This window comes from Kitasatospora sp. NPDC051702, assembly GCF_040681575.1.
In the GTDB taxonomy this organism is placed as follows: domain Bacteria; phylum Actinomycetota; class Actinomycetes; order Streptomycetales; family Streptomycetaceae; genus Kitasatospora.
Genome location: NZ_JBFAZB010000049.1, coordinates 54,359 through 77,408, shown reverse-complemented (window position 1 = coordinate 77,408; position 23,050 = coordinate 54,359). Strand labels below are relative to the sequence as shown.

Annotated in this window: 21 protein-coding genes and 1 pseudogene; 6 read left to right on the top strand and 16 right to left on the bottom strand. The window is 76.5% G+C overall.

The window, feature by feature from the left end; all coding sequences use genetic code 11:
* Positions 1-74: 74 nt before the first annotated feature.
* On the bottom strand, positions 75-1,373 hold the full coding sequence (mshA, locus tag AB0N04_RS31475; protein WP_360211316.1) for a D-inositol-3-phosphate glycosyltransferase: 1,299 nt from the start codon (positions 1,371-1,373) through the stop codon (positions 75-77).
* A 289-nt stretch (positions 1,374-1,662) separates the two neighbouring features.
* Between mshA and AB0N04_RS31470 the strand changes: the two genes are divergently transcribed.
* Positions 1,663-2,493 carry a class I SAM-dependent methyltransferase gene (locus tag AB0N04_RS31470; RefSeq protein WP_360211255.1) on the top strand — a complete coding sequence of 277 codons (831 nt, stop codon included), beginning with the start codon at positions 1,663-1,665 and terminating at the stop codon, positions 2,491-2,493.
* A gap of 338 nt (positions 2,494-2,831) precedes the next feature.
* Here AB0N04_RS31470 and AB0N04_RS31465 read toward each other — a convergent pair whose 3' ends face one another.
* Positions 2,832-3,389 (bottom strand): O-acetyl-ADP-ribose deacetylase, encoded by a 558-nt coding sequence (locus tag AB0N04_RS31465; RefSeq protein ID WP_360211314.1) that lies wholly within the window; start codon positions 3,387-3,389, stop codon positions 2,832-2,834.
* A gap of 239 nt (positions 3,390-3,628) precedes the next feature.
* On the opposite strand from AB0N04_RS31465, the gene AB0N04_RS31460 reads away from it, so the two are divergent.
* Positions 3,629-5,098, top strand: a complete 1,470-nt coding sequence (locus AB0N04_RS31460) for a fused response regulator/phosphatase (protein WP_360211253.1) — start codon at positions 3,629-3,631, stop codon at positions 5,096-5,098.
* A gap of 180 nt (positions 5,099-5,278) precedes the next feature.
* Here AB0N04_RS31460 and AB0N04_RS31455 read toward each other — a convergent pair whose 3' ends face one another.
* The 9 genes and pseudogenes from AB0N04_RS31455 to AB0N04_RS31415 all read right to left on the bottom strand — a co-directional run.
* Positions 5,279-5,575 (bottom strand): DUF2516 family protein, encoded by a 297-nt coding sequence (locus AB0N04_RS31455; RefSeq protein ID WP_360211312.1) that lies wholly within the window; start codon positions 5,573-5,575, stop codon positions 5,279-5,281.
* A gap of 177 nt (positions 5,576-5,752) precedes the next feature.
* Positions 5,753-6,307: a hypothetical protein gene (locus AB0N04_RS31450; RefSeq protein ID WP_360211251.1), complete on the bottom strand. Its 555-nt coding sequence runs from the start codon at positions 6,305-6,307 to the stop codon at positions 5,753-5,755.
* Positions 6,308-6,309: 2 nt separating this feature from the next.
* Positions 6,310-6,762: a helix-turn-helix transcriptional regulator gene (locus AB0N04_RS31445; RefSeq protein WP_360211249.1), complete on the bottom strand. Its 453-nt coding sequence runs from the start codon at positions 6,760-6,762 to the stop codon at positions 6,310-6,312.
* A 69-nt stretch (positions 6,763-6,831) separates the two neighbouring features.
* The gene (locus AB0N04_RS31440) at positions 6,832-7,479 is read right to left on the bottom strand and encodes a nucleoside deaminase (RefSeq protein WP_360211247.1); all 648 of its coding nucleotides are present in this window, start codon (positions 7,477-7,479) and stop codon (positions 6,832-6,834) included.
* Positions 7,480-7,511: 32 nt separating this feature from the next.
* Entirely contained in the window at positions 7,512-8,639 is a 1,128-nt protein-coding gene (locus tag AB0N04_RS31435) for a MerR family transcriptional regulator (protein WP_360211245.1), read from the bottom strand.
* 33 nt (positions 8,640-8,672) lie between these two features.
* The gene (gene sigJ / locus AB0N04_RS31430) at positions 8,673-9,593 is read right to left on the bottom strand and encodes an RNA polymerase sigma factor SigJ (protein ID WP_360211243.1); all 921 of its coding nucleotides are present in this window, start codon (positions 9,591-9,593) and stop codon (positions 8,673-8,675) included.
* Positions 9,594-9,637: 44 nt separating this feature from the next.
* Positions 9,638-9,922, bottom strand: coding sequence for a hypothetical protein (locus AB0N04_RS31425; protein WP_360211241.1), 285 nt, complete (start codon positions 9,920-9,922; stop codon positions 9,638-9,640).
* Positions 9,919-11,067: a DEAD/DEAH box helicase gene (locus tag AB0N04_RS31420; protein WP_363365626.1), complete on the bottom strand. Its 1,149-nt coding sequence runs from the start codon at positions 11,065-11,067 to the stop codon at positions 9,919-9,921. Before AB0N04_RS31420 ends, AB0N04_RS31425 begins: the two co-directional genes overlap by 4 nt.
* A 47-nt stretch (positions 11,068-11,114) precedes the next feature.
* Positions 11,115-13,247: pseudogene (locus AB0N04_RS31415) on the bottom strand (SNF2 helicase-associated domain-containing protein); the annotation flags it as partial.
* Positions 13,248-13,444: 197 nt separating this feature from the next.
* Between AB0N04_RS31415 and AB0N04_RS31410 the strand changes: the two are divergent.
* A complete protein-coding gene (locus tag AB0N04_RS31410) occupies positions 13,445-14,062 on the top strand; it encodes a YceI family protein (protein WP_360211237.1) in 618 nt (205 codons plus the stop codon).
* 179 nt (positions 14,063-14,241) lie between these two features.
* Here AB0N04_RS31410 and AB0N04_RS31405 read toward each other — a convergent pair whose 3' ends face one another.
* Positions 14,242-15,204 (bottom strand): LysR family transcriptional regulator, encoded by a 963-nt coding sequence (locus tag AB0N04_RS31405; RefSeq protein WP_360211235.1) that lies wholly within the window; start codon positions 15,202-15,204, stop codon positions 14,242-14,244.
* A 129-nt stretch (positions 15,205-15,333) separates the two neighbouring features.
* On the opposite strand from AB0N04_RS31405, the gene AB0N04_RS31400 reads away from it, so the two are divergent.
* Together AB0N04_RS31400 and AB0N04_RS31395 are read left to right on the top strand one after the other, a co-directional pair.
* Complete coding sequence (locus AB0N04_RS31400; protein WP_360211233.1) at positions 15,334-16,707, top strand: MFS transporter; 1,374 nt, start codon at positions 15,334-15,336, stop codon at positions 16,705-16,707.
* A 9-nt stretch (positions 16,708-16,716) separates the two neighbouring features.
* Positions 16,717-17,196 (top strand): macro domain-containing protein, encoded by a 480-nt coding sequence (locus AB0N04_RS31395; protein WP_360211231.1) that lies wholly within the window; start codon positions 16,717-16,719, stop codon positions 17,194-17,196.
* Here AB0N04_RS31395 and AB0N04_RS31390 read toward each other — a convergent pair.
* Positions 17,181-17,750, bottom strand: a complete 570-nt coding sequence (locus AB0N04_RS31390; RefSeq protein ID WP_360211229.1) for a GNAT family N-acetyltransferase — start codon at positions 17,748-17,750, stop codon at positions 17,181-17,183. The two genes, AB0N04_RS31395 and AB0N04_RS31390, sit on opposite strands and share 16 nt — an antisense overlap.
* 183 nt (positions 17,751-17,933) lie before the next feature.
* Here AB0N04_RS31390 and AB0N04_RS31385 point away from each other — a divergent pair, with 183 nt between their 5' ends.
* Entirely contained in the window at positions 17,934-18,734 is an 801-nt protein-coding gene (locus AB0N04_RS31385; RefSeq protein WP_360211227.1) for a TetR family transcriptional regulator, read from the top strand.
* A 34-nt stretch (positions 18,735-18,768) separates the two neighbouring features.
* Here AB0N04_RS31385 and AB0N04_RS31380 read toward each other — a convergent pair whose 3' ends face one another.
* The 3 genes from AB0N04_RS31380 to AB0N04_RS31370 form a co-directional block, all read right to left on the bottom strand.
* Complete coding sequence (locus AB0N04_RS31380; RefSeq protein WP_360211225.1) at positions 18,769-20,049, bottom strand: GNAT family N-acetyltransferase; 1,281 nt, start codon at positions 20,047-20,049, stop codon at positions 18,769-18,771.
* Between the two features lie 322 nt (positions 20,050-20,371).
* A complete protein-coding gene (locus AB0N04_RS31375) occupies positions 20,372-21,676 on the bottom strand; it encodes a C40 family peptidase (RefSeq protein ID WP_360211223.1) in 1,305 nt (434 codons plus the stop codon).
* A gap of 280 nt (positions 21,677-21,956) precedes the next feature.
* Positions 21,957-23,030, bottom strand: a complete 1,074-nt coding sequence (locus AB0N04_RS31370) for a hypothetical protein (RefSeq protein WP_360211221.1) — start codon at positions 23,028-23,030, stop codon at positions 21,957-21,959.
* Positions 23,031-23,050 lie beyond the last annotated feature (20 nt).

The following is a 23,050-nucleotide window of genomic DNA, read 5'->3' as shown; positions in this document are numbered from 1 at the left end:
GGGCCCCCGCCCCCCCCGGGCCCGGGGCCGGGGGGCGGCCCGGGCGGCCGGCGGCGGCCGGCCGCCGGGCCGGCTCAGGCCAGTCGGCGGCGGGCGGCGGCCAGCCGCCCGGCCGGGCGGGCCAGGCTGCCGGCGTAGACGTCGGCGGTGGTGGCCGCGGCGGTGTCCCAGCCGAAGCCGGCCGCGTGCCGGGCCGCCGCCGCACCGCGCAGGGCGACCAGGTCCGGGTCGATGACGTACGGCTCCAGCGCGTGTGCCCAGGCCACCGGGTCGTGGCCGTCGACCAGCGTGCCCGTCCGGCCGTCCCGCACCGCGACCGGCAGTCCGCCGACGGCGGCCGCCACCACCGGGGTGCCGCAGGCCTGCGCCTCCAGGGCGACCAGCCCGAAGGACTCGCTGTACGAGGGCATCACCAGCGCCGTCGCCGCGCGGTACCACTCGGCGAGCCGCGCCTGGCCGACCGGCGGGTGGAAGCGCACCACGTCGCCGATGCCCAGCTGGGCGGCGAGCTTGTGCAGGCTCTCCGGCCGGGCCAGCCCGGTGCCCGAGGGGCCGCCGACCACCGGCACCACCAGGCGCTCGCGCAGCTCGGGGCGGCGCGCGAGCAGCTCGCCGACCGCCCGCAGCAGCACGTCCGGCGCCTTCAGCGGCTGGATCCGCCCGGCGAAGAGCAGCACCGCGGCGTCCTGCGGCAGGCCGAGCCGGGCCCGGGCCCCGGCGCGCGCGGACGGCCCGCCCGGGCGGAACACCTCCAGGTTGACCCCGGGGTGGACGACGGCCAGCTGGTCGGGCCGGGCGGCGTAGTGCAGGGCGAGCTCGGCGGCCTCCTCGGTGGTGTTGGCGATCAGCCGGTCGGCCGCCTCCACCACCTGGGTCTCACCGATCACCCGTGCCGCGGGCTCGGGCGTGTCGCCCTCGGCCAGCGCCGCGTTCTTGACCTTGGCCATGGTGTGCATGGTGTGCACCAGCGGCACCCCCCAGCGCTGCGCCGCCAGCCAGCCGACCTGCCCGGAGAGCCAGTAGTGCGAGTGCACCAGGTCGTAGTGGCCGGGGCGGTGCCCCGCCTCCGTCCGCAGCACGCCGTGGGTGAAGGCGCACAGCTGGGCCGGCAGGTCCTCCTTCAGCAGGCCCTCGTACGGCCCGGCGGTGACGTGCCGGACCAGGACGCCCGGGGCCAGCTCGACGGTGGGCGCGTCGTCCGAGCAGATCGCCCGGGTGAACACCTCCACCTCGATGTTCAGCGCGGCCAGCCGCTTGGCCAGCTCCACGATGTAGACGTTCATGCCGCCGGCGTCGCCCGTGCCGGGCTGGTGCAGGGGCGAGGTGTGGACGCTCAGCATGGCTATCCGGCGCGGGCGGCGGCGGCCCGGCACGAGTGACTGGAGCCGGCCCCGCGCGGGAGCGGCGGGCTGGGCACGGCGTACCGAACGGACGGGGTGCTGGATCACCTGGCTGAAGCCTCCTCTGTGCGGCCCGTCTCGACGGCCCGCGCACGGGCCGCCCGTTGTCCGGTGTGCGCTGCCCCGTCCGGGCACACATCACCACCAGTGTGCCAACCGCGCGTGGACCGCCCCGCATTCCCGGTCCGGCCGACGAGCCCGCGGGCCGGGCGACGCCGCAGGTCACGGCGGTGCCGCCGGCGGCCCGGATACCCTTCCAGGCATGGCTGCCTCCTTCGACCCCCCGACCGCACCCGCCCGCGGGCGGACCGGGCGGCCGGTCGGGACGGTCACCCGGGGCACCACCAACACCAACCGGCTGCGGCGGATGGACCGCTGGATCGCCCACGCGCTCGGCCGCACGCTGCGCGCCGCCGAGCGGCCGCCCGTCGCGGTCGACCTCGGCTACGGCGCCGCGCCGTGGACGGCCGTCGAACTGGCCGGACGGCTGCACGCGGTGCGCCCGGACGTCCGGGTGGTCGGGATCGAGATCGAGCCGGAGCGGGTCGCGGCCGCGCTGCCGTACGCCCGGCCGCCCCTGCTCACCTTCCGGCGCGGCGGCTTCGAGGTGCCGCTGGACGGCGGCGCGCCGGCCCAGCTGATCCGGGCCGCCAACGTGCTGCGGCAGTACGAGGAGTCGGCGGTGGCCGCGGTGTGGGAGCGGCTCTGCGCCCGGCTGGCCCCGGACGGGCTGCTGGTCGAGGGCACCTGCGACGAGATCGGGCGCCGGCACGTCTGGGTGGCGCTCGGCCCCGAGGGCCCCCGGACGGTGACCTTCGCGGCCCGGCTGGGCGGCCTCGACCAACCCTCCGACCTGGCCGAACGGCTGCCGAAGGCGCTGATCCACCACAACGTGCCGGGCCGGCCGGTGCACGCCTTCCTGGCCGACTTCGACCGGGCCTGGGCGGCGGCCGCGCCGTACGGGGCCTTCGGCGCCCGGCAGCGCTGGGTGGCGGCGTGCACCGCGCTGGCGGGCGCCTGGCCGCTGGTGGACGCGCGCGGGCGGTGGCGGCAGGGCGAGGTCACGGTGCCGTGGAGCGCGCTCGCGCCGTAGCGCCGTAGCCCCGGTTCCGGCGCCCGTGGGCGACGTTTCCGGTGCCCGTGCGGTCGGCCCTGGTGCACGATCCCGCTCATTCACTCGAACGAGTTATCGAATACCTCTGGCGTGTTGACGCCCCGCCACGCCACGATGGACGCCACCGGACGGTGCCACCGCACCACCGCCCGGCCCCGGACGTGCCCCGGACGTGCCCTGGTCACGCCCGGGCCGCGACCGATCCAGCCCGTACAGGGAACGCCCCTCGCAGGACACCCCGCGCAGGAAGACCCCACGCAACAACAGAGCCGGACGACGACAGAGCCGGACGACGACAGCCGCGCGCCCAACCCGCGCTACCCCAGCCCGAGCAGCTCCCGCCCGACCCGGTCGAACACCTCGTACATCGACGCCCCGAACAGCACGAACCGCACCTCCGCCAGCTCCGCGCCCGCCCGCGCGTCACCGCCGTCCAGCACCTGCGCGACGGTGCCGAGCGCGATCCGGGCCGCGTCGGCCGGCGGCCAGCCGTACACCCCGGCCGACACCGCCGGGAACGCCACCGTGCGCGCGCCGAGCTCCGCCGCCGTGCGCAGCGACTCGCGATAGCAGGAGGCCAGCAGCCCCGCCCGCTCCTCGTACTCCTCCTCCAGGTACACCGGCCCGACGGTGTGCACCACCCACCGGGCCGGCAGCCGCCCGGCCGTCGTCGCCACCGCGCGCCCCGTGGGCAGCCCCCCGCCCCAGTGCGAGGCGCGCAGGCGGCGGCAGTCCTCCAGGACCTGCGGCCCGCCCTTGCGGTGGATCGCGCCGTCCACGCCGCCACCGCCCAGCAGAGAGGAGTTCGCGGCGTTCACCACCGCGTCCACCTGCTGTTCCGTGATGTCACCCTCGACCAGGGTGATCCGCGTCACCGTCATCCGTTCCCTCTCCCCACCCGGCCCGGCCGCCACAGGGGCGGGATCCGAGCCGTCGTCCGAGTCCCATCACCACACCGCCACCGGCGTGGCAATAACCACAACGGCGCCGGTCGGCCAGAGAAATCCCCGGAGATCACGTTATGGTCGCGAGAAGTTCCCCGACGCACGGTGCCAGGCGGGCACTGCGGACGGACGCCGACCGTTACGCACTCGGGGAAAGGGAGGAACCACCGATGCCCGCAACGGGAGACGGGCGGGCACCTGGTGCCGCGGACCTGCCGGGCGCCCATGACGGCGCCCCCGTCGGCCATGCCCGTAACCGCCCGACCAGCAGCAATCCGGTGACGTCCCCTCCCCAGATACCTCACCCGCGGTCCCAGGCCCGAAACGCCCAACCGGCCGAGACCTCCGTCACGCACGGCAGCGCACCGCTCAGGCTGCTGGTCATCGAGGACGACGCGTCCGACGCACAGCTGATCAAGGCGGCGGTCGCCGACAGCGGCACCTCCATCGAGATCCACTGGGCCCGCGGCCTGGAACAGGCCACCGAGCTGCTGGGCGCTCCCCCGCACGGCGCCCGGCGCGGTCGCCCCCGCAGCGCCGAGTTCAGCTGCGTGCTGCTCGACCTGGCCGCTCCCGCCGACCTGCCGCACCCCTCCGACGCCTCGGACGGCCTGGAGGGGCTGCACGAGCTGCTCCGCCGGGCCCCGCACACCGCGGTGGTGGTCCTCACCGACGCGGCCGGCGCCGAACTGGGCGCGGCCGCCGTCGCCGCCGGCGCCCAGGACTTCCTGATCAAGCACGAGACGGACGGCCCGCTGCTCGCCCGCGCCCTGCGCTACGCCGTCGAACGCAAGCGCGCCGACGAGTCCCAACGCCGCCTGGTCGAGGCCGAACTGCGCGGCCAGGAGAACGCCCGGCTCCAGCGCCACCTGCTGCCCACCCCGCTGCTCGACGGCGCCGGCCTCTCCTTCACCCGGCGCTACCGCCCCGGCCGCCGCCGCGCCCTGCTCGGCGGCGACTTCTACGACGCCGTCCGCACCGACGACGGCACCGTCCACGTCGTGATCGGCGACGTCTGCGGCCACGGCCCGGACGAGGCCGCCCTCGGCGTCGCCCTCCGGATAGCGTGGCGCACCCTCGTCTTCGCGGGCCTCACCGGCGAGGAGCTGCTCACCACCCTCCAGCACGTGCTGGAGCACGAGCGGCGCAGCGACGAGATCTTCGCGACGCTGTGCATGCTCGTCATCGAGCCCGGCGGCTCCAGCGGCGACCTCAGCTCCCTCGGCACCTGCGAACGGGCCCGCCTCTACCTCGCCGGGCACCCCGCACCCCTGCTGCTCGGCCGCGACCACGAACCGCTCACCCTGCCCGCCGACCTCGCCGGGCCCGCGCTCGGACTGCTGCCCTGCCACGACGGAGGGGCCGCCTGGCCCGCGCACGAGCTCGAACTCCACCCCGGCTGGCGGCTCCTGCTCTACACCGACGGGCTGATCGAGGGCCGGGTCGGGGCCGGCTCCCGCCGCCTCGGCCAGGACGGGCTGGCGGACCTCATCGGCGACCACCAGGCCGCCGGGCTCACCCGGGGCCGGCTCGTCGACAGCGCCATCGCCGAGGTCGAGGAGCTGAACGGCGGCGCGCTGACGGACGACGTCGCGGTGCTGCTGCTGGAACGCAACCCGGTACAGCTGATCCTCGGTTGATCCCCCGGCCGAGGCCGCCCGGACAGGACCGGACACGCTCCGACCCGGCCGGGCGGTCTCGGACCCGACCGGACCGGCCGGGCACGACCGGGCACCACCGGACCGGCCGGGCCCCGGACGCGCGACGGCCCGGGCGGGTGGTTCACCCGCCCGGGCCGTGACGTCGACGGACCGCCCGGTCTACCAGGGCCCGTACGGACCGGTGTTGCTGCGGCCGCCCCGGCCGGTGCCGCCGGTCAGCGCCCGGATCGCCGGGCGCACGTCCACCACGTAGACGATCGACGCGACCAGGCCGGCGAGCGTCCCGATGCCGGTGAAGAAGTTGACCCCGAAGAGCAGGTCCCAGCCGAAGGCGACCGCCAGGATCGCCAGCCAGAACGGCTTGGTCTTCTTGTCCGCCGCCCGGTAGGCGTCCTCGCGGCGGGTGGCCGCGTCGAGCAGGGCGAACAGCTTGTAGGCCAGGATCGCGACGGACATCCACCAGATCGGGTTCAGGTAGGCCAAGTCCAGAATCTGGGCCACTCCGCCCATCGTGTTCTCCTCTGTCTCCCGGCTCCGGCGCTCCGGCCGCCGTCCATCCTGGCACGCCGGGCCGTCCGCCCTGGGGTCAACGTCCCGCGGTCACCGGATGTGCCCCGTTCGGCGGCCCTTCACTCACCGGGAGTCGGTGGAACCCTTCCGGGCGCGGGTGGACCGCTTCGGGGCGGCCGGCGCCGCGGCCCCGGTGTCGTCGGCGGAGCCCCCGGCGGGCTCGTCCTCGACCAGCTCGGCCTCGACCGGCTCCTGCTCCTGCTCCACGACCACCGGCTGCGACGACTCGGCGGGGGCGGCCGGACGGGTCCGGTCCACCACGGCCTTGCCGCGCTCGGCCAGCTCGTCGTACGCCTCCTTGGCCTTCACCGCCAGCTCGACCGCGCGACCGACCTGCTGGAGCGCGAAGCTCTGGGCCTGCTCCTGCAGCACCTTCACGTCGACCGGGAAGGCCGCGACGCTGCCGGTGACCTTGGCCTGCGCCTCGGCCAGCTTCGTCTGCGCCTCCTGCAGGCGGGCGGTGGCCATCTCCTGCGCGCCCTTGCGGTCCGCCGCCAGCGCCTCCACCCGGGCCGGCACCTCGCGCAGCTTCTCGTAGGCGAGGTCCCCGGCGCCGGCGAGGGCGTACAGCGGGGTCGGGTCGCTGAGGGTCTTCTTGATCTCGTCGGTGATCGGCATGCTTACCGGTCCTCCCGGTGGGTGTTCTGGTGGGCTGAGCCGTCGGTCGTCGGGCCGGAGGCTGGTGGAGTGCCGGCGCCGGGCACGGCCTCGGCGGCCGGGCCCCGCAGGGCGGCGTTCTCCTTGAGGAAGGCGTCGTAGACCGCGAGCAGCGCCTGCTTCTGCTGCTCGTTGACCAGCGGATCGGCCAGGATCGCGGCCCGCAGTTCCAGGCCCTCACCGCGCCGCTCCTCCAGGATCCCGGCCTGGACGTACAGCGTCTCCGCCGAGATCCGCAGCGCCTTGGCGATCTGCTGCAGGATCTCCGCGCTCGGCTTGCGCAACCCTCGCTCGATCTGGCTGAGGTACGGGTTCGACACGCCGGCGGCCTCCGCCAGCTGCCGCAGTGAGTACTGCGCGTTCCGGCGCTGCTCGCGGATGTACTCGCCCAGCGAGCCGACGTTCAGTGAGGCCATGCCAGCAGCGTGCAGCATTGCGCTTGCAAATGCAAGCAGGGTGCTAGCAGCAGCAAACGCCCGGAGCGGTCAGGCCCCGGGGCCGGCGGCGGCGGTGATGCGGGGCCAGAGGGCGGCGAGGAGGGCGGGGAGGTCCGCCGAGCGGAGGGCCGGGTCGGTGCCGAGGTCGACGGCGAGCCGGGCGGTGGCGGGGTCGGCGCGGAGGGCGGCCCGGACGGTGCGGTGCTCGGGGCCGGCCCGGCGCACGGTGTCGGCGAGGAACAGCGCGGTGGCGACCGCCCCGGGCCAGCCTTCCGGGGCCGGCCCGAGGGTGCGGACGGTCTCCGCCGGCCGGTGCCCGACCGACTCCGCCCACGGGTCGGCGGCGAGGTAGCGGACCGTCCCGACGCCCGTGAAGGCCGCGGCGGCCGCGCGCATCGCGCAGGGCCGGTGGCTGCTCCACAGGGTGTGGGTGGTCAGGTCCCAGGCCGTGCGGGCCCCGGCGAGCGCGTTGAGTTCGGCGTGCGCGAGCGGGGTGCCCCGGAGGGCGTCGGCGCCGCCCCCGGCGTCGTACGCGCGGTTGCGGCCCTCGGCGACGATCGCGCCGGCGGCGTCGGTGAGCACGGCGCCCACCGGCAGGCCGCCGGCACGCCAGGCCTGGTGGGCGAGTTCCAGGCACCGGCGTGCGGCGGGTGCGAGCGCGGGCCAGGCGGCGGCGAAGCCTCCGGAGGTCTCCATGCGGCGACCCTAGGGTCCGACGCCCGGGCGGATCACTCGGAGGATCCGACGGGTTCGGGCACCCGGACCGGCATCAGGACGGAGAAGGTGCCGTCCCGGCCCGGGGTGCGGATCGCCAACGGGGCGATCGGGCCGCCGAGTTCGAGCACCAGCTGCTCGGGCCGACCGGCCCGCAGGGCGTCCAGCAGGAAGTCGCGGTTGACCGCCACCCGCAGGGCGTCGGACGCCGTCCCGTCGTCGGCGACCGTGAGGCCGCCGTCCGCGGTGAGGGCGAGGACGGTGACGGCGCACTCCGCGCCGTGCGGCCCGGAGGGCAGGGTGCGGGTGGCGCCGTTCTCGACGGCGGTGCGCAGTTCGGCGGCGGAGAGGCCGATCCGGTGCTCCGGTTCGAGCCGGGTGACCGCGCGGTGGTCCGGGTAGTCGAAGTCCAGGACGGTGCCCTCGATCCGGTGGCCGCCGGTCTCGGCGCGGACCAGGCCGCCGCCGAGGGTGAGCGCGACTCCGGTGGGGCCCTCCGCCGCCGCGCCGAGCAGCGCGCGCAGGGCGTCCACCAGTGCGGTGGGGACGATCACGCCGGCGGCGGCCGCGGAGCCCGTCGAGGGGTCGGCGGAGGCGGGCAGCTCGGCGAGCGCCATCCGGTGGCGGTCGGTGGCGACCAGCCGCAGCACCGGCCCGTCCGGCTCGAACAGCACCCCGGCGAGGGCGGGGGCCTCCGGGCCCCCTCCGACGGCGAAGCGCACCGCGTCCAGGGCGGCGGCCAGCTCCTCGGACCGGACGGTGAGGCGGGACTCGGCGGGTGTGGCGGTCATCGGTCGCTCCCTCTGGTCGATCATCACGCGGATCAGGGAGAGCTCGCGGCGGGCGTCCGTGAGGCCGTCCTCCAGCCGGCGCAGGTGCGCGTCGAGCACCCGCCGGGCCTCGCCGGAGCCGGGGGCCGCGCCGAGCACGGCGCGGATGCCGGCCAGCGGCAGGCCGACCCGGCGCAGCCGGGCCAGCAGGCGGGCGTCGGCGAGTTGCCCGGGCCGGTACCAGCGGTAGCCGGTCTGCGGGTCGACCCAGGCGGGGGCGAGCACCTCCGCGCCGTCGTAGTAGCGCAGGGTGCCGACCCCGAGGCCGCTGGCACGGGCCAGTTCGCCGATGCTGTGCAGCTCGCTCTCCATGCCGTGACTCTGCGGGCTCGACCAGGTCGAGGGTCAAGCCCCGCCCGGGGCACCGGTCAGGCCCGGGGCACCGGTCAGGTGGGCGAGCTTCGCCGGGTTGCGGACGGTGCGCAGCTCGGCGATCCGCAGCCCGCCGTCCGGCGCCTCGACGAACTCGAGGACGGAGACGGCGTCGACCACGCCGTCCAGGGTGAGCAGCAGACCGGGCTGGCCGTTGACCAGCACCGGCCGGGCGGCGGCGCCCCCTCCCAGTCGGCCGAGCACGCCGAGCAGGAAGCGGGCGACGTTCCGGGCGCCGGTGACCGGACGCAGCGCGGCACTGACCACGCCGCCCCCGTCGGTCCAGGCGGTGACCTCGGGGGCGAGCAGTTCGAGCACCCGGTTGAGGTCGCCGCCGGCGCAGGCCGCGAGGAACTCGTCGGTGGCCCGGCGGCGCAGTTCCGGCGGGGCGTCGTAGCGCGGCCGACGGGCCCGGACGTGCGCCCTGGCCCGGCTGCCGACCTGGCGGCAGGCGGCCTCGGTGCGGTCCAGCGCCTCGGCGATCTCCCGGTAGGAGAAGCCGAAGGCCTCGTTGAGGACGAAGACGGCCCGTTCCAGCGGCGAGAGGCTCTCCAGCACGACCAGCAGGGCGAGCGAGACCGTCTCGGCACGCTCGGCCCCGTCGGCCGCGTCCGGTCCGGCGACCAGCGGCTCGGGCAGCCAGGTGCCGGGGTAGGTCTCGCGGCGGACGGACGCCGAACCGAGCCGGGTGAGCGCGAGGTTGGTGACCGTCCGGGCCAGGTAGCCGCCCGGGTTGGCGACCGGGCCGCGGACCCGGGTCCAGCGCAGCCAGGTGTCCTGGACGAGGTCCTCGGCGTCGGTGAGGCTGCCGAGCATCCGGTAGGCGATGCCGAAGATCATCCGGCGGTGCTGCTCGAAGTCCTCCGGGCCCGCGGCGTCGGGAGTGTCGGTCACCCGGCCGACGCTACCCCACGCGGCCGGCGCGGCCGGAGGGTGCGTCAGTCGACGAAGGCCCGGTAGGCGGGGGCGAGCAGGGTGGCGAGGTCGCGGCCCCGGACGGTCACGCCGGACCGGCCGAGGCGGCGGAGCGAGGGCCCCCCGGCCTCGTCGGGGTGCTCGGGCGGGGCCGGGCGCAGGGTGAACCCGCCGCCCCAGTAGGCGGCGACGTTCACCGCGGGGGCGTTCGGCGCGGGGGCGGGCGGCGCCGGGGCGTTCGCGGGAGCGTTCGGCCCGGCGGCGTCCGTGGCCGGAGCGTCCGCGGCGGGGGTGGGCCGGTCCGTCATGCGTCCTCCTCGGCGACGGCGTCCTCGCGGGTGAGCGCGACCAGTTCGCGCAGGGCCTCCACCGGCAGGTCGGTCAGCCAGCGCTCCCCCGCGCCGACCACCGACTCGGCCAGGGACCTCTTGGCCGCCAGGAGTTCGTCGATCCGCTCCTCGACGGTGCCGACGCAGACCAGGCGGCGGACCTGGACGTCCCGGCGCTGGCCGATCCGGAACGCGCGGTCGGTGGCCTGCTCCTCGACGGCCGGGTTCCACCAGCGGTCCAGGTGGATCACCTGGTTGGCGGCCGTCAGGTTGAGCCCGGTGCCGCCGGCCCGCAGCGAGAGCAGGAACACCCCGGGCCCGTCCGGGGACTGGAATCGCTCGACCAGCTCCTCGCGGCGCGCCCGCGGGACCCCCCCGTGCAGGTGGAGCACCTCCTCCCCGAGCCGGCGGGCCAGGTACGGGCGGAGCATGGTGCCGAACTCGGCGTACTGGGTGAAGACCAGGGTGCGGTCCCCCTCCGCCAGCGCCTCCTCCAGCAGCTCCGCCAGTCGGGCCACCTTGCCGGACCGCTCACCCAACGCCGATCCGTCGTGCAGCAGTTGGGCCGGGTGGTTGCACACCTGCTTGAGCTTGCCGATCGCGGCGAGCACGGTACCGCGCCGCTCGACGCCCCGGACGCCCTCGACCCGTTGCAGCAGGTCGGCCACCACGGCCTGGTAGAGGCCGGCCTGTTCGGCGGTGAGGTTGCACCAGACGGTCATCTCCTGCTTCCCCGGCAGCTCGGCCGCCACCGCCGGATCGGACTTGAGCCGGCGCAGCACGAACGGCTCGGTGCGGCGCCGGAGTTCGGCGGTGCGCTCGGGGTTGCGGTGCAGTTCCACCGGGATCGCGTAGCGCTCCTTGAAGCGTTCGGCCGGGCCGAGCAGCCCGGGGTTGGCGAAGTCCAGGACGGCGTGCAGCTCGGCCAGCCGGTTCTCGACCGGGGTGCCGGTCAGGGCGATCCGGTGCCGGGTGACGGGCAGCGCGCGGACGGCCCGGGACTGCGCGGCACCGGCGTTCTTGACGTGCTGCGCCTCGTCGGCGACCACCCGCCGCCAGCGGACGGTGCGCAGTGCCGCGAGGTCGCGCTGGACCAGACCGTAGGTGGTGATGACGAGGTCCACGCCCCGCAGGGCGTCGGCGAGCCCGTCCGGGCGAGGCGGTCGGAGCCGTGGTGCACGTACCGCCGCAGGCCGGGGGCGAAGCGCTCGGCCTCCCGCTGCCAGTTCCCGACCAGGGACATCGGGCAGACCAGCAGGGTGGGGCCGGTGGCGCCCTCGGCGCGCTCGACGGCCAGCAGGGCGAGGGTCTGGACGGTCTTGCCGAGGCCCATGTCGTCGGCGAGCACCGCGCCGAGGCCGAGCCCGCTCATCGCCCGCAGCCAGGCCAGCCCGCGCTCCTGGTAGGGCCGCAGGACGGCCCCGAAGTCCGGGGGCAGGGCGGGCACGGGGGCGGGGGCGGCGCGCCCGGCGAGGAGGTCCCCGAGCGGGCCGTCCGCGCGGACGGCGGTGACGGGCAGGCCGGCGACCACGGCCTCGGGGTCGAGGGCCAGGCGCAGCAGGTCGGCGGTGGCGAGGACGCCGTCGCGCTGCTCGGCGAGGAAGGCGAGCGCCGCGGCGATCTGCGCCTGGTCGGCCTCCAGCCAGGTGCCGCGCACCCGGACCAGGCCCTTCTTGGCGTCGGCGAGTTCGGCGAGCTCCCGCTCGGTGAGCGGCGGGCCGTCCGGGCCGAGCGCGGCCTGCCAGCGGAAGGCGACCACGGTGTCCCGGTCCACCTGGCTGGTGACGGCGAGCGAACCGGGCGCGGGCGGGGTGGTGGCGCGCAGGGCGAGCCCGAGCCGGGGGCGGCGGCGCCACCAGGCGGGCAGCAGGACGCCGAAGCCGCCCTCGGCGAGGTCGGGTGCGGCGGTGCGCAGGAAGTCCAGTGCGCCGGCCCGGTCGAGGGGCAGGACGGCCGGGCGGGAGCGGTGGCGCAGGGCCGCCAGGGCCGGCCAGCGGTGCGCGGCGCGGGCGAGTTCGGCGACCAGGACGTCGGCCGGGTCCGGCGCCTTGCGGGACAGCGCGGCGAGGGCGGCGCCGCCGTCGTGCAGGTCGGCGGCGCGGACCAGCAGGGAGGGCTCGTCGACGGCCTGGAGGAGGAACTCCAGCTGCCAGGCGTCGTCGGAGGGCCGGCCCTCGGCGTCGTCCGGGTCGGGCCCGAGCGGCTCCAGCAGGCGGAAGCAGAGCCGCAGGGCGGGCGCGGTGGGCTCGGCGGCGGCGTACCAGGCGGTGATCCGGCGGCGCAGGTCGGCGAGGTCGGCGGGGCCCCCGGCGGGGAGGTTCGCGGCGGCGGGGTTCGCGGCGGGGAGGTCGCCCTCGGGGTCGGCCGCGAGAGCGCCGTCCGGGGTGGTGAGGGCGTGCAGCCAGCGTTCGGCGGCGGTGCCGGCCCGCGCCCCGTCCGGGACCAGCGGGGGCGCCCCGGCCAGGGCGGCCCGGGCCTCGGCGTCCACCAGGGCTCCGAGGACGGCGTCCAGCAGGGCCTCGCCGGTGGCGGCGGGCGGTCCGGCGGAGGCCGGTCCGGACGGCGGTCCGGCGGAGGCCGGTCCGGACGGCGTTCCGGCGGGATGTCCGGCGGGAGTCGTTCCGGCGGGCGTCGCTCCGGCGCCCGGGCCGGTGGCGGCCGCTTCCGCGGCGTTCGGCCACCCGCCGAGCAGGACGGGTGGGCAGTCGGCCGCCAGTCCGGCGGCCTCCCGGAGGCCGGCCGGGGTGAGGTCGGGGCGCCAGCGGGCCTGCGGGCGGCCGTCCACCAGGACGGGCAGCGGCAGCACCCGGCCGTGGCCGACCGCCCGCCAGGCGAGGTCGTGGACGCCGGTGAGCCAGCGCAGCGAGGCCCCGTGCACCACCTCGACCCGTCCGGCGCCGGGCAGGTCGGTGCTGGTGACGGCCCAGTGCGGGTCGAAGACCTCGCCGAGCAGCTGGGCGGCGGCCGCGGTGTCGAAGAGCAGGGCCGGGACCCGCCAGGGGGCGAGCGCGGCGGCGCCCCGGGCGGGGGTGACCGGGAGGTCGGGCGAGGGTGCGGGCAGGGCGCCGACGGTGGGCAGCAGCAGGGTGGCCCAGCGCTCGGGCGCCCGCCCGGCGAGCCAGCCGAGGCCGGGCCCGATGCCCCCGAGGACGGCGGCCAGTGCGGCGGCCGGGCAGGCGTAGGGGTGGGCGCGCGGGGCGGGCCGGTCGGGCCCGGGCCCGGCGGCACCGGGGTGGGCCCGGGCGTCCTCGGCCCAGAGCGCCAGCCGCCCGTCCGCCCGCCAGAGCGCGTGCAGGACGAACATGCGGGTGGGCCTCTCCGGGTGGGTGGATCCGTCCTTCGCAGGGTAGCCGGGAGGTCCGACAGGGCCGGTCCGCCGGAGCGGCCGGGGCACCTCCCGAAGGCCGTGGCGCGCCATGGTTGAAATTTGAACGAAAGCGCCCTACGCTGGAGCCAACAAGTTGAAGCCTAAACAACTGGCTTCGAACCCGAGGAGGAGCCATGGGCCTGTTCAACCGCACCAAGACCGCCACCCCCGCCGCCGCGACCGCCGTCACCACGGCCCCGGCCGGCCCGGACCTCGCCCACCTGACCGGCGACTGGGCCGTCGACACCACGCACAGCGAGGTTTCCTTCTCGGTCCGGCACGCCATGATCACCAACGTGAAGGGCCGCTTCACCGAGTACGACGGCAAGCTGCACCTGGACGGCACCACCCCGGGCAACTCCTCCGCCGACCTGGTGATCAAGGTCGCCAGCATCGACACCAACCAGGCCCAGCGCGACGAGCACCTGCGCACCGGCGACTTCTTCGCGGCCGACACCTACCCGGAGATCCGCTTCCGCAGCACCTCGACCGAGTGGCTGCGCGGCGACACCTACCGGATGGCCGGCGACCTGACCATCAAGGACACCACCCGCCCGGTCGTCCTGGACCTGGAGTACACCGGCAGCGCCACCGACGCCTACGGTGCCGAGCGGGTCGGCTTCGAGGGCTCGACCGTGGTCGACCGCACCGAGTTCGGCCTGACCTACAACGCGGCCCTGGAGACCGGCGGCGTGCTGATCGGCGAGAAGGTCAAGCTCGGCTTCGACATCTCCGCCGTCAAGGCGGCCTGACCCGGCCGTCCACGGCCACTGCCCGGGCGGGGCGCGCCGCCGCCGACGCCGCCGGTGCACCGCCCACCCGCCGCCCCTGCCGACCCCCCGACGGCAGGGGCGGCGGCATCCCCCGGCCGTCGCGCCGCGGTCGGCCGGTCCGCGGCCACCCGGGCCCCGTGGCCGGCGCGGCCCCGCGGTCACCCGGCCAGCAGCGCCGCGTCCGGCGCCGGCAGCCAGCTGCCCTCCGGCCGGAGCAGCCAGCCCTCGGCCGCGCCGAACCCGGCAGCCGCGGCGACCAGCGCCGCCAGCCCCGGATGCCGCTCGCCGGGCCGGTGCACCAGGCTGACCAGGCTCAACGGCACCGGCTCCACCAGCGGCACGTTCACCGCCCCCGGGAGGCTCGGTCCGCCGACCGTGGTCAGCATCGGGTCGCCGTGCCGGGCGAGGTAGCGGGCGGTCTCGTCCACGCCCACCGGCGGGACGTGTGGCGCGGCCGGCGCCAGGCCGTGCTCGCGCAGCAGGCGCACGCCGAGGTCGGCCCACTCGGTGGTGGCCGGGTTCCCCGCGCAGACGTCGACGGGGTGCCCGGCGAGGTCCGCGAGGCGCAGCGCCCGGCGGCCCGCCAGCGGATGGGTGTCCGCCATCATCACCGAGACCCGCTCCAACCGCACCGGGACCTGGGCGAGTTGGCTGCGCAGCTGGGCGGGCAGGCCGGCGAAGCGGCCGAACGACACGTCCAGCCGGTGGGCCAGCAGTTCGGCGGCGGCCGCGGCGAGGCCGCCGTGGAAGCGGGCCAGCAGTTCGCCCTCCGGCCAGGCCGCGCGGGCCCGTTCGAGCACCTGGTCGGCGGTGAGGTCCGGGCCGGTGACGTCGCTGTTGAGGTCGAGCAGCAGCGGCCGGACGGCGTCGCCCAGGATCTCGTCGTGCAGGGCGAGCAGCCGGCGGGCCCGGGGCAGCAACCGCAGCCCGGCCGGGGTGAGTTCGACACTGCGGGTGGTACGGGTGAACAGCGCGTCGCCGAGCAGCCCCTCCAGGGCCCTGATGTCCCGGCTGAGCGCCTGCTGGGCGACGTGCAGCCGCCCGGCGGCCCGGCCGAAGTGCAGGGTCTCGGCGGTCGCGACGAAGCCGCGGAGCAGACGGGGGTGCAGGTCACGGGGCATGGGCGGCAGGGTAACAACCGCACGGCCATTGACAACAGCGTGTTGTGAATGCGGCGGAACAGGTGTTGGACGGCCGCCGGGCGCCGCCGCCAGGCTGGAGGCATCCCCCTCCGCCTCCCCTGGAGCCCGATGCCCCCGCGCGCCCTCCTCCCCTCCTACCGGCGGCTGTTCGCGGCCCCCGGCGCCGCCGCCTTCACCCTCACCGGACTGCTCGCCCGCCTCGCGCTGTCGATGAACGGCGTCTCGCTGGTCGTCCTGCTCGCCGAGCGGCGCGGCTCGTACGCCCTGGCCGGCAGCGTCGCGGCGGCCGGACTGGTCACCGGCGCGATCGGGATGCCGCTGCTCGGGCGGCTGGTGGACCGCTACGGCCAGGCCCGGGTGACCGTCCCGGCCGCGCTCTACAACGTCCTGCCGCCGGTCGCCCTGCTGCTCTGCGTCCGGTCCGGCGCCCCCGACTGGACCCTCTACGCCTGCTGGGCGGCCTGCGCGGCCACGCCCAACCTCGGCGGCATGGCCCGGGCCCGCTGGGCGCACCTGTACCGGGCGGACCCGGCCGCCCGGCACCGGGCCAACTCGCTCGAACAGGCGCTGGACGAGCTCTGCTTCATGACCGGGCCGGTCCTGGCGACGGCGCTCTGCACGACGGTCGCCCCGGAGGCCGGACTGCTCACCGGCGCGACGTTCGGCGCGGCCGGCGCCCTGCTGTTCGCGGCCCAGCGGCGCACCGAACCGCCGACGGCCGCCCGCACCGCGCAGGACGCCCCCGGCTCCCCGCTGCGGGTGCCCGGGCTGCGCGTGCTGGTGCTCACCTTCCTCGCCACCGGCGTGGTCTTCGGCGCGACCGAGATCACCACCGTGGCGTACGCCGACGCGCTCGGGCACCGGGCGGCCGCGGGCCCGCTGCTGGGCCTGGTCGCGGGCGGATCCTGCGTGGCGGGGCTGCTGTTCGGGCTGCTGACGCCGCGCCGGGCACCCGGCGTGCGCTTCCTCGCCGGGGCCGCGGCGATGGCCGCGGTGCTGCTGCTGCCGCTCGCCGCCGGGCTGGGCGGGGCCGGGCTCGGCCTGCTCGGGGTGGTGCTGTTCGCGGGCGGCACGGCCACCGCGCCGACCATGGTGACCGGCATGACCCTCGTCCAGGAGCTGCTGCCGGGGCGGCAGTTCAACGAGGGGATGGCGGTGGCGGTGTCCGGCATCGTGGTGGGCATCTCGGGCGGCGCGGCGCTCGCCGGGGCGGTCGCCGAGCACGCCGCGCCCGGCACCGGCTACCTGCTACCGGCCGCCGCGGCCTCGCTGGCGCTGATCATCGCGCTGGCCGGGCGGCGGCACCTGCGCGTCCCCGGCGGCTCGCGGGCCGCGGGCGGCTCACGGGCGCTGGACGGCGCCGAGGGCTCCGGTGCTCCCGGGGCTCCGACCCGCCCGGACGGCCCAGGCGGCTCGGACTGCTTGGACGGCCCGGGCGGCCCGGCGGAAAATGCCGAGCGGGCTGTCAGTGCCCCGGTCTAGCGTTCGGGCATGACGGAGATCACCTACGTCCGCGGCGATGCCACCGCGCCCCTCGGCAAGGGCGTGAAGGTGATCGCGCACGTCTGCAACGACCTCGGCGGCTGGGGCAAGGGCTTCGTGCTCGCGCTGTCCGGACGCTGGCCCGAGCCCGAGGCCGCGTTCCGGCGCTGGCACCGGGAACGGGCCGGGAACGACTTCGGGCTCGGCGCCCTCCAGCTGGTGCGGGTCGGGCCGTACGTCTGGGTGGCCAACATGGTCGGCCAGCGCGGCATCCGGACGGGGCGCTCCACGGGGGTGCCGGTCCGGTACGAGGCGATCGACACCGCGCTGGCCGCCCTGGGCGACCGGGCCCTGGAGCTCGGCGCGTCCGTCCACATGCCGCGGATCGGCTGCGGCCTGGCGGGCGGGCGCTGGGAGCGGGTCGAACCGCTGGTGGCGGCCCGGCTGGTGGCCCGGGGCGTACCGGTGACGGTCTACGACGTGGACTGAGCGGCAGCCGGGTCGGCGGCCAGGGCCTCGGCCGGCCAGCTGTACACGTACTCGGGCAGCACGTACCCGCCCGGGAACACGCCCTCCTGGGCCCGCGTCCGCACGGCGCCCTCGCGCTCGTAGAAGGCGATCGCCCGGGTGTTGTCGCGCAGCACCTCCAGGTACAGCTCGGCGCCGGGGTGCCGCTCGGCGACGTGCGCGCGGCCGGCGGCGAGCAGGGCGCGACCGATCCCGCCGCCGGTCAGCCCGGGGCGGACGTGCAGGTTGTCGACCAGCACCCGGCCGTCCGGCTGCGGGACGAGGTAGACGAACCCGACCGTCCGCCCGCCCCGTTCGGCGATCAGCAGCTCGGGCTCGGCGGAGGGCTCGCCGTAGTCGGCGCCCAGCCGCAGCTCCCACAGCTCGCGCCGCTGGGCGGGCAGTCCGTCGCCGAGCGCCTCCGCGGGGACGATCCCCTCGTAGGCGGTGCGCCAGCTGCCGGCGTGCAGGTCGGCGACGGCGGCGGCGTCCCGCGGTCCGCCGCTGCGGATGGTGGTCTCCCCGTGGCTGATCATGTGACGAGCCTCCCACACCGACAGAGTTGAACATGTTCAAGCCGACCCTCTACAGTTCTGCCATGCTTTTGAACGCGTTCGAAAGGATGGGGGCGGCAGGTGCGGTACCGGACGCGGAGGGGACGTCCGGTACCGCACCCACCGACACCGGCTGGAGCCTCGTCTCCGGTTAGGCTCGTGCCCGTGGACGACCTGGCAGCGACGAACCGAACGGACGGCACGAGCGGCACGGCCGAGGCCGAGGCCGCACCCGGCGCGGACAGCGGGCCCCTGCCCGGCGGGCGGGCGCAACCGAAGACCGACAAGAGCGAGCAGACCCGGGCGCTGATCCTGGAGACGGCCATGCGCCTGTTCCAGGAACGCGGCTACGAGAAGACCACCATGCGCGCCATCGCCACCGAGGCGGGCGTCTCGGTCGGCAACGCCTACTACTACTTCTCCGCGAAGGAATTCCTGATCCAGGGGTTCTACGACCGGATGACCCACGACCACGCGGCGGACGCCAGGCGCCGGATGGCCCACACCCGGGACTTCGCCGAGCGGCTGCAGATCGCCCTGGACTCCTGGCTCGACACCGCCGCCCCGTACCACGAGTTCTCCGCCCAGTTCTTCCGCACGGCCGCCGATCCGAACAGCTCGCTCAGCCCGTTCTCCAACGAGTCCCACCCGGCGCGGGCGACGGCGGTCGAGCTCTTCCGCGACGTGCTGCAGGGCTCCGAACTGGCACCGAAGCTGGACGCCGAACTGGTCGACCTGCTGCCCGACGTGCTCTGGCTGCACCTCATGGTCGTCGTCCTCTACTGGGTCTTCGACCGGACCGAGGACACCGAGCGGACCAGGGAGTTCGTCCGCCGCTCCACCCCCATGGCGGCCCGGGTGATCAACCTCTCCCGCTACCGGGTCTTCCGGCCGATCGTCCGCGACGCCAAGGGCCTCATCCAGGACTTCATCCTCCCCACCATCGGCAAGACCGCCGTCAAGTAGCCGCGCCCGGCGGCGGGGAGGGTCCGGCGGGCGGTCAGAAGCCGTCCGGGTTCCAGGGCTGCAGGGGGGTGCGCAGCAGGAGGTCGGCGGCTGCGGCCGCGCCCGGGCGCAGTTCGGTGAGCAGGCCGGCGGCGGCCAGCCGGGGCGCCGTCTCGCCGCCCAGGTGGAGCGAGCCCAGGACGGAGGCGTCGAGGGCGAGGTCGGCGTCGTCGGTGGTCCGGACGCAGCGGCCGGTGCCGTCCGCGGCCACCTCGACCGCCCAGTGGCCGGCGGCGTAGCCGAGCCGGTCCTCGACCGCCAGCACCACCCGGCCCGGGGCGCCGTACGTCCGGGCGGCGAACGCCGCCTCGACGTCCAGCACCCGCAGCCAGGTGAAGTCCGCGTTGTCCACGTGGGGGGTGGCGGCGCGCGGGTCCTGGAGGAGCAGCGGCAGCGGGTCGTCCGGGCCGACGTTCTCCACCACCACCTTGCGCACCCAGTCGACGGACAGGACGAAGCGCCAGAGGCCGGCGGCGGTCGCCCGGTCGAGGGCGAGGAAGTCGACCACGGTGAGCGTGCAGTCGGGGTAGCTGCCGTCCCACTTGTCGTCGACCCGGTAGACCACCAGGCCGGTGACCGCGCCGTCGGCGTCCCGGTGCACGGCCGCGAACGGCTCCTTGAACTCGAAGCCCGGCACCTGGAGCTCGCCGGTGGAGCGCTTCCACCACAGCCCGTCGCGGGCGATCGCGCCCGGCTGGGTGCGGCGCCAGCGCTCGTGCAGGTCGGCGCCGACCTCGCGCAGCTCGGCCATGGTCACGAAGTCGATCCGGCCGCCGGGGACGGTCGGCAGGCCCTCGCGCAGCCCGCGGGTGCGCCGCAGGTCCACGTTCCAGCCGTGGCCGCGGGTGGCCGGGCCGAAGCCGTAGCGGCCGTAGATGTTGTACTCGGCGGCGATCAGGATGGCGACCGCCGAGCCGCGGTCAGCGGCGGCCGCCAAGTCCCGGCGCATCATGGCGCCGAGCAGGCCCCGGCGGCGGTGGGTGGCGCTCACCGTCACCGCGGTGATCGCGTCGGCCCGGACGGCGGCCCCGCCCGGGACGGTCAGCTCGACGTCGAAGCTGCGGAAGGTGGCGATGCAGCGCTCGCCGTCGAAGCCGCCGAGCATCCGGCCCGGCTCCCACTGCCGACGACGGAAGTCCGCCGCGCTGCCCACGTGCGAGCGCAGGAAGCCCGTCGCGAGCGCGCGGTCCCACGCGGCGACCTCGTCCTCGGCGATCGCGCGGATCCGGAGGCCGTCCACGACGTCCACGGCACCGTCATCGGTTCTGTTGCCCATCGGGCCACCGTACGGCGGCGCTCGTCCGGCGGCATCCGAATTATTCCGTGCCCGACCGGCGGTGCTCGCCGGGCGTCACCACCCAGTCGTGGCAGCGCAGCACGCGGCCCGCGAAGTCGACCTCCCGCTCGCCGAGCAGCCGGAAGCCGGGCCATCATTACCGGGTCGCAGCGCATCCGGACGTACGCCTCGACGTCCCCCTCCCGGACATCCCGCAGCAGCACGGCGTCTCCTCCCGGTCGTCGGACCACCCACGGTAGCCCCGACCCCCGACGACGCCGGCCCGTCCCGAGCGCGAGGGGCCCCGGGACCCCTCCGGGCGCTACGGGCGGGCGTAGAAGTCCGGGGTGCCCATGATCCAGAGGCTGGCCTGTTTGACCGGCATGCCGACCCGGGGGGCCTCGATCATCTGGTCGTCGCCGATGTAGAGGCCGACGTGGTGGATGTCGGCGGCCCGGCCGGTGTCGCTCCAGAAGACCAGGTCCCCGGGGCGCAGCTGGCGGTAGCCGATCGGGGTGCTCTGGGCGTACTGGTCGGCGGCGAAGTGGTTGAGCGACCGGCCGCCCTCGCGCCAGGCGGTCATGGTCAGCCCCGAGCAGTCGTAGCCGTCCGGGCCCTCGCCGCCCCAGACGTAGGGCAGGCCGATCTTGGAACGGGCGAAGGCGACGGCGGCGGCGGCGCCCTCGGCGGACCACGGGCGGTCCGCGGGCGGTGCGGCCCCCACGGCCCCCACGGCCCCCACGGCCTCCGCGGCCGCGGCGTCGGCGGCGGCCCGGTCGGCGGCGGCCTTCTCGGCGGCGGCGCGGGCGGCGGCCTCGGCCTCGCGGGCGGCGATCGCCTCCACCGCCTCGCGGCGCCGGCGTTCGAGCTCGACGGTGGTGTGCCGGGCGGCGGCCAGTTCGGTGAGCAGCTGCTCGCGGCGACGCGCGGTGGCGGCGACGGTGCTCTGCTGGGCGGCGAGCCCGGCCTCCGCCCTGCTCCTGGCGGCGCCGACCTCGGCGGCGGCCTTCTCGGCGGCCCCGGTGGCGGTGCGGGCGGCGGCGGAGGCCCGGGCGGCCGCGGCGGCGGTGGAGGTGGCGGCGTCCAGGATCTGCCGGGTGCGGTCGCTGGCGACGCCGACCGCGGTGGCGCGGTCGCCGGCCTCGCGCGGGCCGCGGGCGCCGAGCAGCGCGTTGAGGGCGGAGAGTTCGGCGCCCGCGCCCTGCCGGTAGGTCTCGGCGGCGAGCCGGGCGGCGTCCTCGGCGGCCTCGGTGCGCCGGGCCTCGGCGGCGGTGGCGCGGCCGGCCGCGGCGGTCTCCTCGGCGCGGGCCCGGGTGAGGGCGAGCTGGGCGCCGTTGTAGGCCTCGACGGCCCGTTCGGCGCTGTGCGCGGCCCGGTCGAGTTCGTCCCGGGCGGCGGTGAGTCCGGCCTCGACGGCCGTGACGGTGGCCGCCGTGCGGTCGGCCTCGGCGCGGGACCGGCCGATCTCCTCGGGGGTCGGGTACCGGTCGTCGCCGGTCGCGGGGCCGGCGGGGGCTCCCGGGCCGGCGGCCGGCGCGGGGTCGGCCGGCGCGGCCTGGGCGGCGGGGAGCAGCCCGAGCAGGGCGGTGAGGGACAACAGGAGGGTCGGCAGGAGCCTGCGTGCCACGAGACATCCCTTCTCACGGGTCCGGAGGGGATGACGGCCGGACGGCCCCCGGGGCCCCGGGGGCCTCGGGACTCCCGGTCCGAAGGCCTGGGCGGCCGGGCGGCCGGGCAGCCGGTCCGAGGAGCTCCGGCGAATCATCCCATCACGTGACAGAACGGTCACTCGCCGATCATGTTCTCAACTCCGGCGCCTTTCCCACCCCGAACACCGTCCGCCGGTCGGGTGACCATCGGATGATCCGACCAGGAGTCGGCTTCGGCCCCGCCCCGGGGGAGGCGGCCTAGCGGTGGATCCGGGGGGTGTGGGTCCGCAGGTGGGGGTGCCGCGAGGAGCGCCGCTCCAGCCCGGTCGGCCGGACCGCGTACGTCCGGTTGCGGCCCGCCCGGACCGCCCGGCGGCGCTGCTGGGCGCCGCGGGACGGGCCCGGGAGGCCGACCGGCCCGAAGGCCGCGCCCTCCCCCGGGCCGAGCGGGGAGCCGGCGGCGGCCGCCGAGCGGCGGTCGGCCAGCCGGGCCTGGCGCCGGGCCAGCGCCCGGGCGGCGTGCGCGTCGAGGTGGGCGGTGGCCCGGGCGGCCATCCGCTCGGCCACCCGGTGCGCGGCGGGGTGGTTCGCCGGCACCTTGTCCGGCGCACCCGCGATCAGGTCGAAGAGCCAGGTGCGGGCCCGGTCGGCGCGCCGGTGCAGCAGGCGCTCGCGCCGGAGCGCACGCGCCCGCCGGCGGGGGCGCGTGGCGTACCGCCAGCGGGCCCACGGGCTGCTGGGCCGGGCCAGCCGGATCGCCCCGATCCAGGAGAGGCCGGGGACCATGATGCCCAGCAGGCCGGTCCACATCTTGCCCTTGATCAGGGTGATCACCGAGGCCAGCGCGTTCACCGAGATCACGGTGATCAGGCCCCACCTGGTCTCCTCGCCGGGCACCACGCCGAGCGGCACGTACCCGACCAGCAGCAGGGCGGTGAACAGGATCCCGAAGATCACCGCGTCCACCGACTTGCGGCCCTGCTCGCTCCAGTAGACGTCGTCCAGGTGCAGGATCAGGGCGAACTCGTCCAGCACCAGGCCGCAGCCGATGCCGAAGACCAGCCCGAACCAGTCGATCCACGGGTGCCCGCCGTAGGTGGCGAACACCCCGATGCCCCCGGCCAGCAGGAAGCCCAGGCCGAACACCATGTGGTGGATGTGCAGGCCGCCGGGGGTGACGTTGCCCGGCCACCAGCGGACCTGGGCGCGGATCATCCGGACGCTGAAGCGGATGAAGACGAAGGAGGTGATGAAGCCGACCAGCAGCAGGAGCAGCGGTTGCTTGTGCGCGGCGAGGATGTGCTCGCGGTAGCCGTCCAGCAGTGTGGTCATGCTTCTTACCTTCGTTCCTG